This is a genomic window from Carnobacterium mobile DSM 4848, from assembly GCF_000744825.1.
In the GTDB taxonomy this organism is placed as follows: Bacteria; Bacillota; Bacilli; order Lactobacillales; family Carnobacteriaceae; genus Carnobacterium_A; species Carnobacterium_A mobile.
Window position 1 is genome coordinate 2,512,737 of sequence record NZ_JQMR01000001.1, and the last position, 21,563, is coordinate 2,534,299.

13 protein-coding genes and 1 pseudogene are annotated in these 21,563 nt (G+C 39.3%); 11 read left to right on the forward strand and 3 right to left on the reverse strand.

What is annotated here, in order from left to right; translation table 11 throughout:
- The first annotated feature begins 269 nt into the window (after window positions 1-269).
- The 8 genes and pseudogenes from pcrA (at window position 270) to rlmD (ending at window position 12,810) form a co-directional block, all read left to right on the forward strand.
- The gene (gene pcrA / locus BR87_RS11850; RefSeq protein WP_156959120.1) at window positions 270-2,507 is read left to right on the forward strand and encodes a DNA helicase PcrA; all 2,238 of its coding nucleotides are present in this window, start codon (window positions 270-272) and stop codon (window positions 2,505-2,507) included.
- Between the two features lie 460 nt (window positions 2,508-2,967).
- Window positions 2,968-4,995: an NAD-dependent DNA ligase LigA gene (ligA, locus tag BR87_RS11855; protein WP_035032530.1), complete on the forward strand. Its 2,028-nt coding sequence runs from the start codon at window positions 2,968-2,970 to the stop codon at window positions 4,993-4,995.
- Window positions 4,992-6,119 carry a CamS family sex pheromone protein gene (locus tag BR87_RS11860; protein ID WP_035032532.1) on the forward strand — a complete coding sequence of 376 codons (1,128 nt, stop codon included), beginning with the start codon at window positions 4,992-4,994 and terminating at the stop codon, window positions 6,117-6,119. The genes ligA and BR87_RS11860 overlap by 4 nt, the downstream gene beginning before the upstream one ends.
- Before the next feature lie 625 nt (window positions 6,120-6,744).
- The gene (gene gatC, locus BR87_RS11865) at window positions 6,745-7,053 is read left to right on the forward strand and encodes an Asp-tRNA(Asn)/Glu-tRNA(Gln) amidotransferase subunit GatC (RefSeq protein ID WP_035032534.1); all 309 of its coding nucleotides are present in this window, start codon (window positions 6,745-6,747) and stop codon (window positions 7,051-7,053) included.
- Window positions 7,054-8,505 (forward strand): Asp-tRNA(Asn)/Glu-tRNA(Gln) amidotransferase subunit GatA, encoded by a 1,452-nt coding sequence (gene gatA, locus BR87_RS11870; protein WP_035032536.1) that lies wholly within the window; start codon window positions 7,054-7,056, stop codon window positions 8,503-8,505.
- Window positions 8,506-8,520: 15 nt separating this feature from the next.
- Window positions 8,521-9,951, forward strand: coding sequence for an Asp-tRNA(Asn)/Glu-tRNA(Gln) amidotransferase subunit GatB (gene gatB, locus BR87_RS11875; protein WP_035032539.1), 1,431 nt, complete (start codon window positions 8,521-8,523; stop codon window positions 9,949-9,951).
- A gap of 31 nt (window positions 9,952-9,982) precedes the next feature.
- Window positions 9,983-11,008 (forward strand): annotated as a pseudogene (locus tag BR87_RS11880) (diacylglycerol kinase); the annotation flags it as partial.
- 419 nt (window positions 11,009-11,427) lie between these two features.
- A complete protein-coding gene (gene rlmD, locus BR87_RS11885) occupies window positions 11,428-12,810 on the forward strand; it encodes a 23S rRNA (uracil(1939)-C(5))-methyltransferase RlmD (RefSeq protein WP_035032542.1) in 1,383 nt (460 codons plus the stop codon).
- Window positions 12,811-13,037: 227 nt separating this feature from the next.
- Here rlmD and BR87_RS11890 read toward each other — a convergent pair whose 3' ends face one another.
- Window positions 13,038-14,843, reverse strand: a complete 1,806-nt coding sequence (locus tag BR87_RS11890) for a cation:proton antiporter (RefSeq protein WP_035032546.1) — start codon at window positions 14,841-14,843, stop codon at window positions 13,038-13,040.
- 656 nt (window positions 14,844-15,499) lie between these two features.
- On the opposite strand from BR87_RS11890, the gene BR87_RS11895 reads away from it, so the two are divergent.
- Both BR87_RS11895 and BR87_RS11900 read left to right on the forward strand, forming a co-directional pair.
- A complete protein-coding gene (locus BR87_RS11895) occupies window positions 15,500-16,897 on the forward strand; it encodes a LysM peptidoglycan-binding domain-containing protein (protein ID WP_169741144.1) in 1,398 nt (465 codons plus the stop codon).
- Between the two features lie 544 nt (window positions 16,898-17,441).
- Window positions 17,442-18,416 (forward strand): tocopherol cyclase family protein, encoded by a 975-nt coding sequence (locus BR87_RS11900; RefSeq protein ID WP_035032549.1) that lies wholly within the window; start codon window positions 17,442-17,444, stop codon window positions 18,414-18,416.
- A 62-nt stretch (window positions 18,417-18,478) separates the two neighbouring features.
- On the opposite strand, the gene BR87_RS11905 is transcribed toward BR87_RS11900, so the two are convergent.
- Window positions 18,479-19,855, reverse strand: coding sequence for a DUF1576 domain-containing protein (locus BR87_RS11905; RefSeq protein WP_051929872.1), 1,377 nt, complete (start codon window positions 19,853-19,855; stop codon window positions 18,479-18,481).
- Between the two features lie 419 nt (window positions 19,856-20,274).
- Between BR87_RS11905 and BR87_RS11910 the strand changes: the two genes are divergently transcribed.
- Window positions 20,275-20,550 carry a DUF503 domain-containing protein gene (locus tag BR87_RS11910; protein ID WP_035032552.1) on the forward strand — a complete coding sequence of 92 codons (276 nt, stop codon included), beginning with the start codon at window positions 20,275-20,277 and terminating at the stop codon, window positions 20,548-20,550.
- Between the two features lie 58 nt (window positions 20,551-20,608).
- Here the strand turns inward: BR87_RS11910 and BR87_RS11915 are convergent, their stop codons facing one another.
- A complete protein-coding gene (locus tag BR87_RS11915; RefSeq protein ID WP_035032556.1) occupies window positions 20,609-21,469 on the reverse strand; it encodes a glycosyltransferase family 8 protein in 861 nt (286 codons plus the stop codon).
- Window positions 21,470-21,563 lie beyond the last annotated feature (94 nt).

The window sequence follows — 21,563 nt, forward strand, 5'->3', positions numbered from 1 at the left end:
ACCAGCTAAAGCTGGAAGGCTCCTAGCAATTGCGCTCTGCGATGCTCATTCAGGGCACGATTTCCTAAATTTCTTTCGAGTCAGAGCGGGCTTGTCCCACTTTTCATATTTGAATCTTTTCATAAGCTTCTCGTTTTGAGCAAATCTATGGTAAAATGGCACATGAAAACTTATGCAAAAGTTTAAACCTATTTGATAGAATGGGGAAGAGCAAAAAGCAGAAAGAATAGTTAATATATGGTTTGATATAAAGAGAGGATGGACAAGCTTTGGCAGTACAAAACAAGTTATTAGACGGAATGAATCCAGATCAAAAAGAAGCCGTTGCCTATACGGAGGGTCCTCTTTTAATTATGGCAGGAGCAGGCAGTGGAAAGACGCGTGTTTTAACGCACCGCATTGCTTATTTAATTAAAGAAAAAGGGGTAAACCCTTGGAATATTTTAGCAATCACATTTACGAATAAAGCCGCTAAAGAAATGAAAGAACGGGTTGGACGCTTAATGGAAGCTGGCGGAGATGATGTATGGGTTTCTACTTTTCACTCCATGTGTGTGCGAATGCTGCGCCGCGATATTGACCGGATTGGATACAATCGGGCTTTTACGATCAGCGATCCAGGAGACCAGCAAACATTGATGAAACGAATTTTAAAAGAACGAAATATTGATCCTAAAAAATACAATCCTCGGGCGATTCTGTCTGAGATCAGCAATGCCAAAAATGAACTGATGACCGCAGAAGACTATCGGAAAACAGCTAATAGTTTTTTTGAAAAAATCGTAGCCGATTGTTACGACGATTATCAACGTGAATTGCGTCGCAATCAGTCTGTTGATTTTGATGATTTGATCATGCTGACGATCCGGTTATTTGAAGAAAGCGAAGAAACTTTGCATTATTATCAAAATAAATTCCACTATATTCATGTAGATGAGTACCAAGATACCAATACGGCCCAATACACATTGGTCAATATGATGGCTAAACGGTTTAAAAACTTGTGTGTTGTGGGAGATGCCGATCAAAGTATTTACGGTTGGCGTGGAGCAAATATGAACAACATCTTAGATTTTGAAAATGATTATCCAGATGCCAAAGTGGTTATGTTAGAACAAAATTACCGTTCGACAAAATTTATTTTAAAAGCTGCGAATGATGTCATTGCCAACAATACCAAACGGAAAGTCAAAAAATTATGGACCGACAATGATGACGGCGAAAAAATAACGTACTACCGCGGTCAATCAGAAGGCGATGAATCCCGCTATGTCGTTTCTAAAATGTTAGAAGAAATGAAAACAAACAACTACAATTATGGTGATTTTGCTGTATTGTACCGAACCAATGCTCAATCCCGTGTCATAGAAGAAAGCTTATTGAAATCAAATATTCCTTATAAAATGGTCGGCGGGCACAAGTTCTATGACCGAAAAGAAATACGCGATGTATTAGCTTACTTGCGGTTGATTGCCAATCCTGAAGACAATATGAGTTTTGAACGGGTAGTCAACACTCCTAAACGCGGCATTGGACCGGGAACAATTGAAAAATTAAGAGTATTTGCTAATCAGTATGAATGGTCTTTATTAGAAACCGCGTTAAACGTATCGATCACGAATATCACTGGCAAAGCAGCTAAAGAACTGGAAGCTTTTGCTTTTATGCTACGTGATTTACAAAAAATGCAAGAATTTTTACCAGTGACAAAATTAGTTGAAGAAACGTTGGAGCGCAGCGGATATTTGGAAAGCTTAGAAGCTGAACGAACCCTCGAAGCAGAAACACGTGTAGAGAATATCAAAGAGTTCTTGTCCGTTACGCAACAATTTGAAAAAGACAACAGTGAGGATAAAAGCTTGTTGACCTTCTTGACCGATCTGGCGTTGATTTCTGATTTGGATAATATTGAAGAAGAACCGCAAAGCGAAGTGACTTTAATGACGTTGCATGCGGCTAAGGGATTAGAATTTCCAGTGGTCTTTTTAATCGGCTTAGAAGAAGGAATCTTCCCTTTATCCCGTTCAATGATGGAAGAGGACGATTTAGAAGAAGAGCGTCGTTTGGCCTATGTTGGCATCACTCGTGCGGAGCAAAAGTTATATGTGACCAATGCTTACTCACGGGTCTTATATGGACGCACTCAAAGCAACCAAGCTTCTCGTTTCATTAGAGAAATTACAGAAGAAATCATGGAATTGGGCAACGAACAAACTGGAAACAACCTGCCTTTTGGCCGTTCAGCGAGCCCAACCAGTACTTACCGCAACAGACAAACAGAAAAAGCAGTCAGCACGCCTTATCAAGCACCTGCTAGCAATAAAGTTGAAAGCGGAGCAGATAAGTTAGAATGGACAGTCGGCGATAAAGCCATGCACAAAAAATGGGGTCTTGGTACAGTTGTCAGAGTAACCGGAGATGCAACGAACCTCCAACTCGACATAGCCTTCAAAGAACAAGGCGTCAAACGACTACTAGCCGCATTCGCCCCAATCGAAAAAGTATAGGATGCGTAAACCAGGATGCGGAGTGGTCTCGCCCAGCTCTGACAGAAAATTAGGGGAATTCCCGCAAAAGGCTAACAGCCTTGAGGACAATTCCGTCTATTTTCCGAAGAGCTAGAGCACGCAGCTCAACACCAGGATGCGGAGTGGTCTCGCCCAGCTCTGACAGAAAATTAGGGGAATTCCCGCAAAAGGCTAACAGCCTTGAGGACAATTCCGTCTATTTTCCGAAGAGCTAGAGCACGCAGCTCAACTAACAGGATGCGGAGTGACCCCGTTAGGCACACAGCAATTTTAGGAATTTTTCAAGCAAGAGCATCCTGCGCATTGCTGAAAGTTATCTAAATTGACGAGAAACTGGGTCACGCAGCTCAACTAACAGGATGCAAAGCACTCTTGCTAATATTAAAATCGTAAGACTAAACTGAATTACATTAGTTTTAAAAAAGAAAGGGGTTTTCAAATGACAGTTCAACATACTTTTGAAGAAGCTAAAATACGTGTCAGTGAATTAAGAGATTTACTTGACACCTATAGTTACCAATATTATGTTCAAGATAATCCCACAATTTCCGATTCTGACTATGATAAGCTCTATCATGAATTAGTCGAATGGGAAGAAGAATTCCCAGCTTTGGTTTCAAACGATTCTCCCACACAACGAGTCGGGGGAACCATATTACCTGGATTTGAGAAAGTAATCCATGAAATCCCAATGCTGAGTTTAGGCAATGCTTTCAATGAAGGAGATTTATTGGAATTCGATAAACGAATCAGAAAACTGACTGACAAAAAGATTCATTACATTTGCGAATTAAAAATTGACGGTTTAGCTATTTCACTGAAATACGAAGCTGGCAAATTAGTATTGGCAGCTACACGCGGAGACGGAACAGTTGGAGAAAACGTCACACAAAATATTCGCACCGTCAAATCGGTTCCACTGCGGTTGAAAAAGCCATATAACATTGAAGTCCGCGGAGAATGTTACATGCCGAAAGCTTCTTTTTTAGCCTTAAACAAAGAACGAGAGGAAAATGGTGAAGCCGTCTTTGCTAATCCAAGAAACGCCGCAGCCGGTGGTTTGCGGAATTTAGATGCTAAAGAAACGGCCAAACGAAATTTAAATACTTTTTTATATACAGTAGCTGATTTTGGAGAAATGACGGCAGATAGTCAAGAAACGGCTTTGAATCAACTGGACGAATTAGGATTGCGGACCAACCACGAACGTAAAGTATTTGATACGATTGAAGAAGTATGGGCTTACGTTCAAGCTTTCCATGATAAAAGAGCTCAGTTGCCTTATGAAATTGACGGTATCGTGATTAAAGTCAATGAATTTGATACACAAGCAGATATTGGTTTTACGGTAAAAGCGCCGCGCTGGGCCATTGCTTATAAGTTTCCAGCAGAAGAAGGCCATACTGTTGTACGTGATATCGAATGGACCATTGGAAGAACGGGTGTAGTTACTCCGACAGCAATCATGGATCCTGTCCAATTAGCTGGAACAACCGTACAGCGAGCTAGTTTGCATAATGTCGATCTCATTCAAGAACGGGATATTCGATTGCTCGATACTGTTGTGGTGCATAAAGCTGGCGATATTATTCCTGAAGTAACACGAGTCATCTTGGAAGAAAGACCAGCTGACAGCCAGCCTTACAACATCCCGACTCATTGCCCAGTATGTGACAGCGAATTAGTCCATTTAGAAGAAGAAGTGGCCTTGCGCTGCATCAACCCAAAATGCCCAGCTCAAATTACTGAAGGATTGACTCATTTTGCTTCAAGAAATGCCATGAATATTGATGGTATGGGGCCTAAAGTCATCATTCAATTATTCGAAAAACACTTAGTACAAGATGTAGCTGATTTGTATAAACTAACGTACGATCAACTCATTACATTGGATAAAATCAAAGACAAGTCTGCGAATAATTTGTTGGCAGCTATTGATGCCAGCCGAGAAAATTCTTTGGAACGCTTGATTTTTGGTTTAGGTATCCGACATGTCGGATCGAAAGCAGCCAGATTGATTGCAGAACAATTTGAAACTATTGAAAAAATACAACAGGCTCAACAAGAAGAGATTACGGCAATTGAAGGCATTGGAGAAATTATTGCTGAAAGTGTGGTTACTTATTTTGCTTTGCCTGAAGTGGCTGAATTGGTGAATGAGTTACGCGATCGACAAGTTAACCTTACTTATCTAGGACCTAAAAAAGCCGAAGTAGCTTCCATTGATTCGTATTTCAATACTAAAACTATCGTGCTGACCGGTAAATTGACACAGTTTACACGTGAAGAGGCAAAAGAACGTATTGAAAATCTAGGCGGGAAAGTCACAGGCAGTGTTTCTAAAAAAACAGATTTAGTCGTTGCTGGTGAAGAAGCGGGCAGTAAGTTAATTAAAGCCCAAGATTTGGGCATCACCGTTTGGAATGAAGACCAATTATTAGCAGCGTTAGAAGGAGAAGAAGCATGAACAAAAAAATCATTGCACTAATGGCAGCGGGTATTTTTTTGCTGAGTGCCTGTAGTGATCCTACTGGTGGAAGCACAACAGATACTCCTGCAGATACAACTGCAAAAGACAGTAAAACTACTGCAACTAAACATCAATTATCTGAAGAGTATTATAAAGCTGTGGTAACCGATGGCAGTTACTTAACAAGTAAATCAAGAGGAGCGACATTAGGACTGAACTCAAATTTCAACTTAAAAGCCTTTGAAGTTGGGCTGATGAATCTGTCCCAAAAACACTTTTCTACTGATAAATATTATTTTCAAGAAGGACAGTACATTGATTCTAAAACAATTAATAACTGGTTGAAACGAGTCAGTAAAGACAATCCAGATGGGTTAAACCCTGAAGATAATGGCAAAAAAGAACCAGATGAACGCAATCCTTACTATTTGAATTCAGTTTTAGAACAGGATTATATGGTAAAAACAGATAATAACTTTAAATTAGGCGGTATTAGCATCGGTTTAGCTATGAATACGATCGATTATTATCAAAAAGTTGAATTTGGTGCAGACTTTGAAACAAAAATCAGTCATGAAGAATTACTGAAACAAGGAAAAGCCATGGCAGATAAAATTGTGCAGCATTTAAGAGAGACTGAAGGAGTGGGAGATGTTCCCATTACAGTTGGTATTTTCGAACAATCTCCTAAAGATAGTTTAGCTGGCGGAACTTTTATTGCAGAAGCCATTAGTGAAAATGGCAATACCAAAGTTGGCGACTGGAATACAATCAAAGAGAAAAAAGTGATCTTTCCACTAGCAGAAGAAACAAGTAATGAATTGACCAACTTTGAGAATTTTAAAGCAGAAGTGGAAAACTTCTTCCCTAATCTAAGCGGAGTGACGGCAGAAGCTTACTATACCGATGACCAGCTGATTAAAATGAAAGTAAATATCATTACTCAATTTTATGGTGAAAGTGAAATCATTAGCTTTACTCAACATGTTGCGGATAAAGCGACTACTTTCTTGCCGCCTAATATCCCAATCGAAATTACGATTGGATCGATTAACGGAACCGAATCGTTCCTAGCAAGAAAAGCAGGCGAAACCAGCTTCTACACCCACGTATTTAATTAAAATAGGATGCAGAGTGACCCTGATAGACACACAGCAATTTTAGGAACTTTTCAAGCAAGAGCATTCCGCGCATTGCTGAAAGTTATCTAAATTGCCAAGTGTCTGAGTCACGTAGCTCAACTAAAAACAGGATGCGGAGTACTCTCGTTCAGCTCTGACAGAAAATTAGAAAAATTCCCGCAAAAGGCTAAAAGCCTTGAGGACAATTTTGTCTATTTTCCGAAGAGCTAGAGTACGCAGCTCAACTAAAAACAGGATGCGAAGAACAACGTTTAGCTTCGATAAGAAAATAGAAAAAGTTGAAGAAATCTTTGATTTCAAATACTTTTATCTTTTTCTCGAGAAGCTGTTGTTCGTAGCTTAACTAACAGGATGCGGAGTACTCTCGTTCGGCTCAAAAAGGTCCCATGGCTTTCCACAAGCAACCCCGTAGTCCGGAGAAAATTTTCTTACCAATGCTAGAAAATGAAGAACCGAAATTAGACAATACCTACAAAAGTCAGCTAAGCCTTTTTCTATTTATAAACGGAGGTCTTCCGTTTCATATAGAGGCGGAGCTGACTTTATGGTAGAATAGAAAAAGAGCTTGCAATAGAATGATAGACAGAAAGAGAGTGAAACCTATATGGCTAATATTAGCGAAGAAGAAATCAAACACGTAGCTTTGTTATCTAAGTTAGAATTTCAAGAAGAAGAAATTACTGGCTTTACTAAACAATTAGACGCTATTATAAAAATGGTTGAACAATTAGAGGAGCTAGATACGAAAGATGTGCCGGTAACTACTCATGGGCTGAAAATATCCAGCGTTATGCGCGAAGATAAAGCCATTCCTGGTATGGACCGCAAAGAACTCTTCAAAAACGTTAAAATGGAAAAAGACGGCTTGATTCAAGTTCCGGCAATGATAGACAACGGGGAGGCTGGCGCATAAATGAATTTATTAGACCATACATTAGAAGAATTACATGATTTACTAGTGAATAAAGAAACAACTGCTGAAGCAATCATGGAAGCCGTTTATGCACGTATTGCGGAGACAGAAGATAAAGTCGGCGCATTTATCACATTAACGCGCGACGAAGCGTTAGAAAAAGCTCGTCAAATGGATGCAGCCGGTATTGACCCTGATAATGTGTTATCTGGACTGCCGATCGGTATCAAAGACAATATTGTTACAGAAGGAACAATCACTACAGCAGCCAGCAAAATGTTGGAAGACTTTCTTCCTGTTTACGATGCAACTGTAATGGAAAAAGTGAAAGATTCAGGAATGATTTCAGTTGGTAAATTGAACATGGATGAATTTGCAATGGGCGGAAGTACTGAACGGTCTCATTTCAAAGTTACTCGTAATCCTTGGAATCTCGCTAAAGTCCCAGGCGGTTCTTCAGGCGGATCAGCAGCTGCAGTGGCTGCCGGACAAGTACCGATGACCTTAGGAACAGATACAGGCGGTTCTATTCGTCAACCCGCAGCGTTCAACGGAATCGTTGGAATGAAACCAACATACGGACGCGTATCGCGCTTTGGGTTGATTGCCTTTGCTTCTAGTTTAGATCAAATCGGACCATTGACTCGTTCTGTTAAAGACAATGCATTGGTATTGAATGCGATCAGCGGACACGATGAAAAAGACTCGATGAGCTATCCAGAACCTGTGCCAGATTTTACAGCGGGTATTGAAGATGGCGTAAAAGGAATGAAAATCGGTGTACCAAAAGAATACTTACAAGAAGGCTTAGAAGCAGGCGTGAAAGAAGCAGTTCTTAAAGCCATTGAGACATTTAAAGAATTGGGAGCGATTGTTGAAGAAGTTAGTTTACCGCATTCAAAATACGGTGTGCCGGCTTATTACATCATTGCGTCTTCTGAAGCCTCTTCTAATTTGCAACGGTTTGACGGAATCCGTTATGGTTACCGTTCACCGGAAGCTAAAACACTAGAGGAAGTTTATGTGAAATCACGTTCGGAAGGATTCGGCATGGAAGTGAAACGCCGTATTATGCTGGGAACCTTCTCATTGAGTTCTGGTTTTTATGACGCTCACTTTAAAAAAGCCGGCCAAGCACGGACGCTTATTCTGCAAGACTTTGAAAAAGTATTTGAAGAATATGATTTGATCTTGGGACCAACAACGACAACGACTGCTTTTGATATTGGCGGACAAGTCCATGACCCTGTAGCCATGTATCTAAGCGACATTTTAACTGTTCCTGTAAACTTAGCTGGTGTTCCAGCAATCTCAATTCCTGCTGGTTTCTCAAATGGCTTACCAGTCGGCTTGCAATTGATTGCCAACCACTTTGATGAACAAACGATTTATCAAGCGGCTTATGCTTTTGAACAAGCAACTGATTTCCATAAAGAAAAACCAAATCTGTAGGAGGCGAGAATAACAATGAATTTTGAAACAGTGATTGGACTAGAAGTCCACGTAGAATTAAAAACCGAATCAAAAATGTTCTCACCAGCTCCGGCTCACTTTGGTGCAGAACCAAATACCAACACGAATGTGATCGACTGGGGATACCCAGGCGTTTTGCCAGTCATCAATAAACAAGCAGTCGAATTTGCCATGAAAGCGGCTATGGCTCTAAATTGTGCGATCTCTACAGATACTAAATTTGATCGTAAAAACTATTTTTATCCTGACAATCCTAAAGCTTACCAAATTTCTCAATTTGATAAGCCGATCGGCCATGACGGCTGGATCGATATCGAAGTTGAAGGCAAAACAAAACGCATTCGGATCGAACGTGTTCATTTAGAAGAAGACGCTGGAAAAAACAATCACGGAACAGACGGCTACTCTTATGTTGACTTAAATCGACAAGGAACGCCATTGATTGAAATTGTTTCAGAAGCAGATATGCGTTCACCTGAAGAAGCTTATGCTTACCTGGATGCACTGAAACAAGTGGTTCAATACACGGGTGTCAGTGATGTGAAAATGGAAGAAGGTTCGATGCGATGTGATGCCAATATTTCGCTTCGCCCGATCGGACAAGAAGCATTTGGTACGAAAGCCGAATTAAAAAACTTGAATTCATTTAATTATGTCCGTCGTGGATTGATGTTTGAACAATCACGTCAAGAAAAAGTCTTGCTTTCAGGCGGAATCATTGAACAAGAAACACGTCGTTACGACGAAGCAACCGGCGCAACTATTTTAATGCGGGTTAAAGAAGGATCAGATGATTACCGTTACTTCCCAGAACCAGACCTGCCTAATTTGACGATTAGCGAAGACTGGATCGAGCGGGTAAAAGCGACTATCCCTGAAATGCCGCATGAACGTCGTGCTCGTTATGTAGAAGAATTGGGATTATCAGATTATGATGCCATGGTCATGACAGCAACAAAAGAAATGTCTGATTTCTTCGAAGCCATGCTAGCAAATGGAGCAGATGCAAAACAAGCTTCTAACTGGTTAATGGGAGAAGTGTCAGCTTATTTGAACAGTGAAAAAATGGAATTGCATGATACACAATTAACGCCAGAAAACTTGACCGGTATGATTCAATTAATTGCGGATGGAACGATCAGTTCAAAAATTGCTAAAAAAGTCTTCCAAGAACTAATCAGTAAAGGCGGAGACGCGCAAGCAGTTGTTGAAAAAAATGGCTGGATCCAATTAAGCGACCCGGCAAAACTGATTCCAATGGTCAATGAAGTATTGGATAAAAACCCTCAATCGATTGAAGACTTTAAAAATGGAAAAGACCGAGCAATCGGATTCTTAGTAGGGCAAATTATGAAGGCGACTAAAGGGCAAGCTAACCCTGGGATTGTAAACAAACTATTGAATGAAGAATTGGCTAAACGCTGATTCTTCAAGCGATAGTAAAGGAGTGTTTTTAATGCGTGCCAGAATTATTTATAATCCAACTTCGGGACGTGAATTGATTAAACGAAATTTAGTCGATATTTTACAGATTTACGAAGAAGCCGGATATGAAACCAGTGCTTTTGCGACAACTGCTGATGCTAATTCAGCGTATAATGAAGCAAAGCGGGTTGCACAAAAAGGATTTGATTTAATTGTAGCGGCTGGTGGAGATGGAACCATCAACGAAGTAGTAAACGGCATTGCGGGACTAAAACGGCGCCCTAAAATGGCCATTATTCCAGCTGGAACGACCAATGATTATGCTCGTGCCTTGCACATTCCAAGAAACAATTTGTTAGAGGCCGCTAAGATGATCCAAAAAAATCAGACGATTAAGATGGACATTGGGAAAGCCGTTATGAATGAAAAGGAAACGTATTTTATTAATATCGGCGGTGGAGGACTGTTAACAGAATTGACTTATGATGTTCCTTCTAGTTTGAAATCTGTTTTTGGTTATTTAGCTTATTTTGCCAAAGGAGCAGAAATGCTGCCGCGTATTAAACCGATTCCAATGCACATTGAATACGATGAGGGTGTTTACGAAGGAACGGCTTCGATGTTTTTTGTAGCCGTAACAAATTCAGTCGGCGGTTTTGAGCAATTGGCGCCTGACGCCTTATTAGATGATGGGAAATTCACCATGATCGTTGTCAAAACAGCGAATCAGATTGAAATCTTGCATTTGATTGCGTTATTGTTAAACGGCGGCAAACACATTGAGCATCCCAATATCCTGTATGCCAAAACCAGCAAAATCCATGCACGTCCAGCAAATAATTCACGAATGATGATCAACTTGGATGGAGAGTATGGCGGTGATGCACCAGTGACTTTTATTAATTTACATCAGCATATAGAAATGTTTGCTAATGTAGACGAAATCATGGGAGCTGTAACGAATCCAATTGATTACACTGAAGAAGTAGAAGAAGCTTTCATTAGAGAAGTTGAAGGGCTGACAAATGAAGACATCAATGAAGATGGTATCGTTTCTCCCACCAAAGAAATAAAAAAAGAGGGAACTATTTCTGCAACTGATGCGACCAATGAAGCTGGTTTGATTTCTCAGAATAAAGAAACAAAAGAAGAACCAAAAAAATAATAAGTAAACTTTGAGTTTGCTGCTCTTTTATGCAATAATAAAGAGTAGCAAACTTTTTTAGGATACACTATTCACTTATTAGACTTCATAGAATGTGTTTGTATCCTGAAAGAAGTAGCAGGAGATCGATAGGATTAGTTTATCCGTCAATCCAATAAACCGGACGAGTCAGGAACACTCCCCGTTCAAACGGAATGAAAGACAGAAAGAAAATCTGAAATGATCACGCTGGCCGAATGAAACTCAACTCACTTAAAACAACCACCACCAACCCAAATACGCGTTAATGAATGAAGGGAGCTTTTTATTAAATGAAAGCAGATAAAACAGTACCAGTACAAAAAAATGAAAAACATACAGTGAAAATCGAAGACCTCACACACGAAGGGATGGGTGTCGCCAAAATTGACGGCTATCCATTATTTATAGAAGATGCCTTACCTGGCGAGGAAATGGAAGTTAAAATCCATAAGACGGGCAAATCTTTTGGTTATGCAAAATCTATGAAACGATTGACTTCTAGTCAAAACCGTGTAGAAGTGAAAGATGAAAACTTTACGCGTGCCGGCATTGCACCATTGCAACATATGCATTACCCAGCTCAATTAACCTTTAAAAAACAACAAGTAAAAAATGTGATGAAACGCATCGCTAAAATGCCGGATGTTAAAATATTTGATACAATCGGTATGGCTGAACCTTGGGGATACCGCAATAAAGCTCAAGTACCGGTTCGTAAAGTAAATGAGAAGTTAACCACTGGATTTTTCCGCAGAAATAGCCATGATTTGATTCCAATGGAAAACTTCTATATTCAAGACCCTAAAATAGATGAAGCCATTATTAAAGTGCGCGACATTATGCGGACTTACAGCGTCAAACCTTATAACGAAAAAGAAAATACAGGAAATCTGCGCCATATCATTATCCGTCGCGGTTATTATACTGGTGAGATGATGGTAATTCTTGTTACACGAACTGCAAAACTTTTCCCGACAAGTAAAATTATTCCAGATATTCTTGAAGCTTTGCCGGAAGTTGTCAGCATCGTTCAAAATATCAACCCGACTCGGACCAACACCATTTTAGGTGAAGATGCTATTGTTTTATACGGCGAAGATCAATATAAAGATACGCTGCTTGGAAAAACGTATGAAATCTCTCATCGTTCTTTCTACCAAGTGAACCCAGTACAAACGGAAAAATTGTATTCTGTTGTCTTGGATTATGCTGAATTGACGGGAGAAGAAACAGTCATTGATGCATATAGCGGCATCGGAACGATCACTTTATCGTTAGCAGATAAAGCGAAGCATGTTTACGGAATCGAAACAGTTGAACCAGCCGTTGAAAATGCAAAAGCTAACGCTGCCTTAAACCAGATCGAAAACGTGACATTTGAAGCAGGATTAGCTGAAGAAGTCATGGTAGAATGGAGTAAAGAAGGCCGTAAAGCCGACGTATTAGTCGTTGACCCACCTCGTAAAGGATTGGAAGGTCAATTTATCGATGCTGTTCTTGAAATGAAACCAACTAAAATGATTTATGTCAGCTGCAATCCAGCAACCTTAGCACGCGATTTAGCGTTGCTTGCAGAAGGCGGCTACACAGTTGAAAAAATCCAACCTGTTGATCTTTTCCCGCAAACGAACCATGTGGAATCAGTTGCGTTGCTACAATTGAAAACTGTATAAACCTTATTGATTTTAAGTACTTTTACAAGCAGGTAAGGCGATTTACTCCTGTATAATTGAATCAACAGAAAAATACACTCTCGCTACTGAACTAGTTATTCAGTAGACTGGGAAGTGTATTTTTTTGACATTATGTTATCCTTTTTTTTGTTCCAATAAAATAAAAAAGTGCTAGTGAGTTTTTCTCACTAACACCATATAGTACAGAATTTGAGTGTCTTTAGCGGTTAGACAAGGATTTCGCTTTCTTTAGCTAAGACAATCAGCTGATCTCCTTCATCTAAAGTTAACTCTTTCTTCAGTGTGACAAAAGTCAGCAGATCATTCTTTTTCTTGATGAAAAGTGGGGTAGCGTCATCTGGTAAATGATTTTTTTCAATTTCATTTTTTTCTGAAATATTAATGACTCGTAAAGAATAACCCGTATTGATTTTTCGGTTTAATTCGGTAAAGAAAGCTTCTTTTTCAAAAAGTGTCTGTGCACTAAGATTCGTTGTCAATTCTTCATGATTTACTTTGCTGTTAGGCCTTGTAGGAAGTGTAAAGGTATTCTGGTAACCAAATTCAGGTATATAAGATTGGCAAACTAGTGCATTATAAGCCTCATCTCCTGTCATTACCAAGATCGTTTCATATTGAGTCAAATCGGTATCGTACTGTGTGTATTCAGAAAGAATTTCTCCTTGGTGAGTTGCGAGACCTTTCTTTTCAGCTAAGCGCAAACGCCCCCCTGAAGTATCGATCAGAATAACTGGAACACCTAATTGTTGGATTTTTTCTGCCAATGCAATGGAAAAGCTGCTTGCTCCAGCAATAAGAATACCTGGCGGCTCGGTGCTTGCAAGGCCCAGTTTTTTTGCGAGCGGAGCAATCGTGAATCCGTGCGCAGAAACAGTAATGATCACAAGTGCAAAAGTTAAAGCAACCAGAATACCTGCATCTGCATAACCATCTTCTAAAAGGATGGACGCAAAGTAACCAGAAACGGTTAATGCAACGATCCCTCTTGGTGCAATCCAGCCAATCAGCAATTTTTCTGCATTATTCAGTTCTGTACCAATGGTAGAAAGCCAAATGGACAAAGGACGAACAAGGAATAACATAACTAAGACGAATCCGATAATCGGTAGAGTGAAGACATCAGCAATCGTTTCTCTTGTTAATGAAGATGTCAGTAAGATAAAAATAGTAGAAGTCAAAAGAACCGAAATCTCTTCTACAAAATGCCCAATACTTTTAATAGAAGAAACGTATTGTTTGGTTCGCCCTACTGTGAGTCCCATAACGGTCACTGCCAGCATTCCTGTTTCATGCATGACAACTTCTCCAATCGTAAAGCAGATCAAAACACAAGAGAGAATAATGGGAGACTTTAAGTATTCAGGCACCATTCCTCTGTCTACGATAAAACTAATGGCCAGACCAATGCCATAACCTAGTAAAGCAGCAATCACTGCGCCCAAAAAGAAGCTCCATATATAATTCAAACGAAGTGTTTCATGCGTGAAGGCTTTTATCACTTGATAAGCTAACAAAGCCAATAACGGGCCTGCTGGATCGACTATGATACCTTCCCATTTTAGAACTGCTGCGGTACGTGAATTTAATTTTGCCTGCCTTAAAAGTGGAATAATCACAGTTGGACCAGTTACCACAAATAAGCCACCAATAATAAAGGAAATTTCTAGACTCAAGCCGGCAATCAAGTGAGCAGCGAGCGATCCGCCGATCCATGCGAGAAACGCCCCAAGTGTAACGACTCGAAAGACGGACTTAGAAATATCTTTTATCTCGCGGATATCTAAACTGGAGCTGCCTTCGAATAAAATAATGGCCACTGCTAGAGAAATAAGTGGGCTGTATAATCCGCCTAAAGCTTCTTTTGGATTGATCAAACCAAAAACCGGACCGATCAGCAACCCGGCAATAGCCATGATCACAATCGATGGCCATTGAATCCGCCAAGCGATCCATTGCGATAAAATCCCCAGACCAAGAATAACTGTAATAATGATTAATGCTGTTTGTTCCATTCTTTCACCTCTTAAAAATAAAGTTTGCCTAATGCTAGGCTAAATAAAAATGTAAAGGATAGTGTACCAAAAAAGGAGATTTTTGTCTTCCCTTTTGAAATTTTTGATTGCTATAGTGATTATAATAAAGAAGAAAAGATACCGTGTCATTAAATAAGCTTTAGTTAAAAGGGGGAATTCTTTTTTCATGAGCATTTGGACACTACTTTTATTTGTTGATCATTTATGCAGCTTTTTCTATCTAAATAAGCAGAAAAAGTAAATAAAAATGCTCCAAACCCTTTTAAGGACTTTAAGTCTCTAGCATTTTTATGGATAAGGTAGGTAAACGACTCTTAAGGACCTTAAGTTCCTAAAAGTTTTATAGATAAGGTAGGTAAATGTTTTTTAGGGACTTTAAGTCTTTAACATTTCTAGAGTTGAGGCTCATAACCTCTTTTTGAAAGAAAAAGGAGTTTGAATTCTTGTCTGAAATTCAAGCCCTATAAGCTATAAAGACGATTCTTCTGTTCGTGGTCTAGGTAAAAACTCTTGCTCAAAAAAAGACGTCAAAACAAAGAATCCGTAAGTGAAATGGTATAATAAAGGTGAAAGAAGAGGCAAAAATACCTTACATAGAAAGCAGGCTCATCCAACACTTACTTAAAAGAAAAGGGGTGAGTATCCTGCAACGCAAATCAGTTAAAATCAGTCTCGTGCTTTCATTGCTCTTTTTATTCCTCGCTTCTTTTGCTTTGCCAGTTTCAGCTGCCAGCTCTCAGTACGTTACTAAAGGAAACACTAGTGCTAAAATAGTTGCTTTGACATTTGATGATGGTTCCGATGGCAAAAATGTTGCTAAAATTCTTCAAATTTTGACGACCAATAAGATTAAAGCTACTTTCTTTATTACCGGTAAAGCAGCTGAAAACCATCCGCAAAAAATTAAAGATATCGTTGCTCAAGGCCATGAAATCGGCAACCATTCTTATTCTCATCCTGATTTTTCCAAATTGTCTGCTGCTCAAATCAAAACAGAATTGGATAAAACAGAAGCGGCTGTTAAAAAAGCTGCTGGCAAATCCACTAAGCCTTACTTCCGCGCTCCGTTCGGCTCAGTCAATAATACGACTTTACAAGCTGTAGGAAACCAAGGCTATACTAAAACAATCGGTTGGACGATTGATACGGTAGATTGGAAAGGAATTTCTTCTAACCAAATCACCAGCAAAGTTATAAATAACGCAACTCCTGGAATGATTGTTTTAATGCACGCCGGAGAAGGGGCAACCGGAACTCCTGGTGCTCTGCAAAATATGATCAACCAGTTCAACCAGTTGAAAGCTAAAGGGTATACGTTCGTTACAATCAGTCAACTGCTTTCAACAACGACCACTACACCGACTCCAACGGCTAACAGCGGCCAGTATGTTGTTAAGACCGGTGACACTTTAACTAAAATCGCAGCTTTGTATGGCGTGAGTGTCCAACAATTGGTTACAACCAACAAATTATCAAACGCTAATTTGATTCGCGTAGGCCAATTGATTACGATTCCGACCACCAACTATACTGTTAAAGCCGGCGATACATTAACTCAAATTGCTAAAGCTCACAAGGTAACGACCCAACAGCTTGTGACTCTCAATCATTTAACTAATCCAAATCTTTTGAAAATTGGGCAAGTTATCAAAATTCCTGCTACAACGACTACATCTACACCAACACCTACGACGCCAAAACCTGCACCAGTTGCCCTAACGTATACGATCAAGAAAGGCGACACTCTCTATAGCATTGCTAAGAAGTATGGAGTAACCGTCCAAGACATCGTCACAACCAACACATTAGCTAATGCTAATGTGATAAAGATAGGTCAAGTTATAAAAATACCTGGCAAACCGGCTGCTGCTCCTGCGCAACCCACGACAGTGAAGTATACTGTTAAATCCGGCGACACCGTGTACAGCATTGCTAAGAAGTACAGTACGACCGTTCAAAAAATAGCCTCTGCTAATAAATTGAACAAGGATTATCTCATTAAAGTTGGGCAAGTGCTCACGATTCCAAAATAAATTGCTAAAACCAAGAACCCCTTGAATTGAAACGAAATCAAAAGCCGTGCAGTTATCTAACCTGTGCGGCTTTTGATTTGTGAAACCAATTTAGCGACATAGATGTGTAATAATAGCAAACTTAACCTATTTGCGTGCCTTAACAAGGAGACAGCAGCAGACTTAAGTCACGATAGATTACTTTGCGTGCCCTAACGATTGAATTTTTCTGTCTTAAGTCACGATAACTCCCTTTGCGTGCCCTAACGATCAGAATTACCAATCTTTAAGTCACGATAACGTCATTACGGAGAGAGTTTTTAAAATTAGGTGCTTTTCGGTGATAACCGAAAAGGTCTGATCGGAAGTGTTAAAAGAAACTCCGATAATTTATTTACAAGAAGAAGGTTGAGCTGACAAATCTAATCCGATCTAATCTAATCTAATCTAATCTGCCTAAGCACTAAAACTTGTTTGAAAAGAAGTCAATAGAGTACACTAGGAATAAGGAAGTACATGTCCCTTTAACCACTAGACTAAAATTCGAGTAGAAGGCGGGTCTTTTATGTTTGATAAATTAACGAATCCAATTTTATTTCAAGGTAATTTGAAAAAGAAGCCGTATTTTGAAGGCTGGTATTTCAAGCAAGTTTCGGCAGATGAGCGGCAAATTGTTAGTTTGATTCCTGGTATTAGTTTGAATAAAGCTGAATCACATAGTTTTGTCCAATACATTGTAGTACTGCTAGATGAGAATCAGCAAAAAGTGACGAAAACCGGCTATGTGAATTACCCAATAGAAGCCTTTACTTATCAGGATCAGCCTTTTCAAATCAAGATAGGCCTCAACGTCTTTACTGAATCAGGAGTAGCGGTTCAGTTGAAAGACGAACAAATCGAAATAGAAGGTTCACTAGATTTTGGCCCCTTATATCCGATTGAAAAATCCGTTTTCAGCCCCAATATCATGGGAGCTTTTGCTTATTTGCCAAAAATGGAATGTTCGCATGGCGTGATCAGTATGAATCATGACGTGACAGGTTCTTTAGTGGTCAGTGGCCAGCAAATCAAGCTGACAGACGGCAAAGGTTATATCGAGAAAGATTGGGGCAGTTCTTTTCCGAGGGAGTATGTCTGGATTCAATCGAATCATTTTCAAAATCCAACCACAAGTGTATTTTTCTCAGAAGCGCACATTCCTTTTCTCGGTTCATCCTTTGAAGGCTTTATTTGCAATGTAGTGACTGATGGCCAAGAATACCGCTTTGCTACATATCAGCGGGATACATGCAAACTTGAAAAAATCGATGCAAAAACGGTCAACGTAAGACTAGAAAGTAAAGAAGCCCGATTGATATTGGAAGCTTCGATTGTTCAGCAAGGTGAGTTAAAAGCACCGACAACTAAAGGGATGCACAAAACGATTAAAGAAGGGCTGTCGGGCAAACTCCGTATTCAATTGGATGTGAAAGAAGAAAAACGAACGTATACAGACACCAGCGCATCAGCAGGAATCGAGATTGTTGAGCATGAGGAATGAATAGTTTCTATAGGTAAATAAAATAGACCAGCTAAGCTCACTATACTTAGCTGGTCTATTCATTAATCAAGTGAAATATCTATTTTGGGTGGTAGAACTTTTTTTGTCGTATCAGCAGGCGGCTCTTTCAAAGGCGGCATTTTTCGATCTTTGCGAATAGTGGCAAATAAATCAAAAATAGGAGCCAATAGAGCAGCAATAAATCCGCCAGAAAATCCATTATTATAGAGATTCATACCTGCATGCAGGTAACTGATGTTTAAAACCAGTGCCATATGGAAAGCACCGGCAATGACTCCGGCCAGCGGACCATAATAGCCGCTGATTGGTGCAAGAGTTGTGCCGAACAAAGCGGCTAAGAGAGCAGAAGTTGAATTGATTTCAGAAGCATTGAAAAGACCAACAACAAAGACACCCAGAAAAATTGGTGCGACATTTTTAAGGTGTTTGCCTGCAGCACCAAAGCCGACAATGGTAAAGATCCCGCCAATAATCGGCCCATTCAATTCTCCTCCGACTAATAAAACGTAAGAAGTAGACAAAGTTCCTAACAAAGCCATATTGGTCAAAATCAGGCCAAATGGAAATGAAGCTGAAAAATCTGGCATCGAGCGTCCGGATTGTTGCAGTAAGCGACGGTAATCCGCCCAATTCCATTGATTGTAAATGAGTCCAATCAGAAATAGGACTAGAAACAACCCATATAAAATAATGGCAAACGCCTGATTGTGGCCGCTGGAGACAATTTCAACAGTATTGATTTTAATGCCGAAACTGCGCAGCATAGAAATGAAAAAGGTTCCGATGATTCCAGCTGTGAAGCCGATATTGTAAAGGCTGAATCCTTGGTGAAAATGAGCAAAGTGTTTGGCTAAAGGAGGCAGCAAGAACCCAATCAAAAAGCCTGCTAAAACCCCTAAAATAATCCCTAAAGTTAATGGCAAATCAAGATTAAAAGTGATTTCACTGACAACAGGGCCTAAAGCTGTTCCGAAGAGAGCTGGCAGCAAATAGTTTGAAAAAGGAACACGGACGATTTTAGCATAACCATATACTCCCAAAATGATCGGAAGAGAATTATAAAGGTTCTTGCCGAATAATGAAAAGCCGGCAACCGTAAAGAGCGCTGCAATTAAAGGTCCATTGATTTTTACACGGCTAAGACGAATCAAAGCCAATGTTTTGAAAGTCATCAATGAAGCGTTTAAAAGTGCGGAACCAATATTGGCTAATTCAAAATAGTCTGTGACTAATTTAGCGGGAGAAGTGAGAATGATCAGGCTTCCTTCCCATAATTCTTTGGGGCTGTTGAAAGCGAACGCCAATAGAAATAAAAATGTGCCAAAAGCTAGAAAGACACTGTATTTGACACGTTCTGTCATCAGTTCATTTGGCTCAGACCCGGCGGTTTGTACTGTTGTGGTTTTATAAAATTTCATATTTCATCTCCTTTTTTTAAAACAAGTGGCCAAACATTTTTAAAGAAAAAAAGACAGTGAATAGGGGTTTGGCGTCGACTATTTGAAGAGAGACATTAAGACGTGTTCAAACGTTTTAGTGCTGTTCAAATGCAGATCGGTGTCAAACTCTAATTCCACTGTCCATTACGGTTCAAGTTCAATCGAGTTTTTTAAAACAAACTATCTATCTAAGCTTTAAATAGATAACTTCCTTGTATTTTTTTAAGAATAACATGAAATTTCACAAAAAACAATCTTAATACGTTATTTTTTTCAATAAAAACGTACCGTAGAAAATTAGTTAGTGGTGTCTCAATGCAGGGTTAAAGGGGAAAAAGTAGTATACTGATAGTATTAAAGTGGAAAGATTAACTTTAATAGAAAGCGAGGCGGAAAAAATGGTAATAGCAGGTTATCAACTGACCTTTATTATTTTTGATTCTTATTCTTTAAAGGATAAGCGAAGTGTAGTGAAAAGCATTCTTAAACGAATGCACAACAAATACAATATCAGCATTGCTGAAGTGGGTGAACAAGATACATTGAATCAAGGAATGATCGGTATTGGTATCGTAGGAAATGACCGTATTTTTTGCCAAAAAGTGTTTGACCAAGTCTTGAACGATATTGAAGAAAATTATGAAATAGACATACACGACATTCAAAGAATCTGACTAAAAAAACAGTTTAGAGAACAGCAAAAGCTGCTTTCTAAACTGTTTTTCGTTCATCTTATTTTTCACCGGATTCGAGTTCTCCTTCGATTGGGAAAGGAGTCTGTTCGCGGATAGACAAGTAAGCGTCACGATAAGGATGATCAGATTCTTTATGCCACGGTTTAATATGGCCGCTAAAGTGTACTAAAGCGGGTTCTTTACGGGCTTCAGCATATTCAATTTCACCAATTTTGGTTGGGTGTTCTTTTTCATCTAATAAAATGTACGCTTGGGCATTCCATTTCGGATGCAACACCAGCCAACGATCATGTAAAATAGCGTTTAAAGCATCTTGGTCATGGAATCGCAATTCATCTTGGTTGTTTAAAGCAAATTTAAACACTTGCTCAGAGATTTTTTCTGCTCGCCATTTTTCTACATCGATCACCATCATACCGGAGTTGAAATACGTATTGGATTCTGCATCAATTTCCATCGCATCTAGTCGTTGATGGAAACCAGCATCTTCTACTGCCGCTAACAGCTTATCACCTAAATCGATTGACCAAATGTCTTCGATATCTTCTAATGCCAACATGTCACAATCTAAATAAATCGCCCGTTTAACATCTGTGCTTTTCAAGAAGTTGGGAATGGCGATCCGGAAATAAGCAGTTGTCGGAATTCGATCGCTTTCGACCATATCTTCAAATTCTACTGTATCAATTTGTAAATAACTGATGGAAGCATTGTATTCATTCACCATCCGGTTTAACTTTTCTTTAGTAGGTAAAGAAATATGATCATCAATAACATAAAAACTAATAATCGTTTCTTCTTTTTTTGTTTGTAATAAAGATAAAAATAAAGTGGCTAAATGAGGAACAAAGTCTTCATTTGCAGCAGACACAATGGTAATTTCTGATGATTCAAACATGCTTTTCGCTCTCCTTTTTAAATAACCAAATAGTAAAGAAATCTCTGGTTTTAGTCACTCTAATTGCATTCGTACTGCTATTATCATAAGGAAA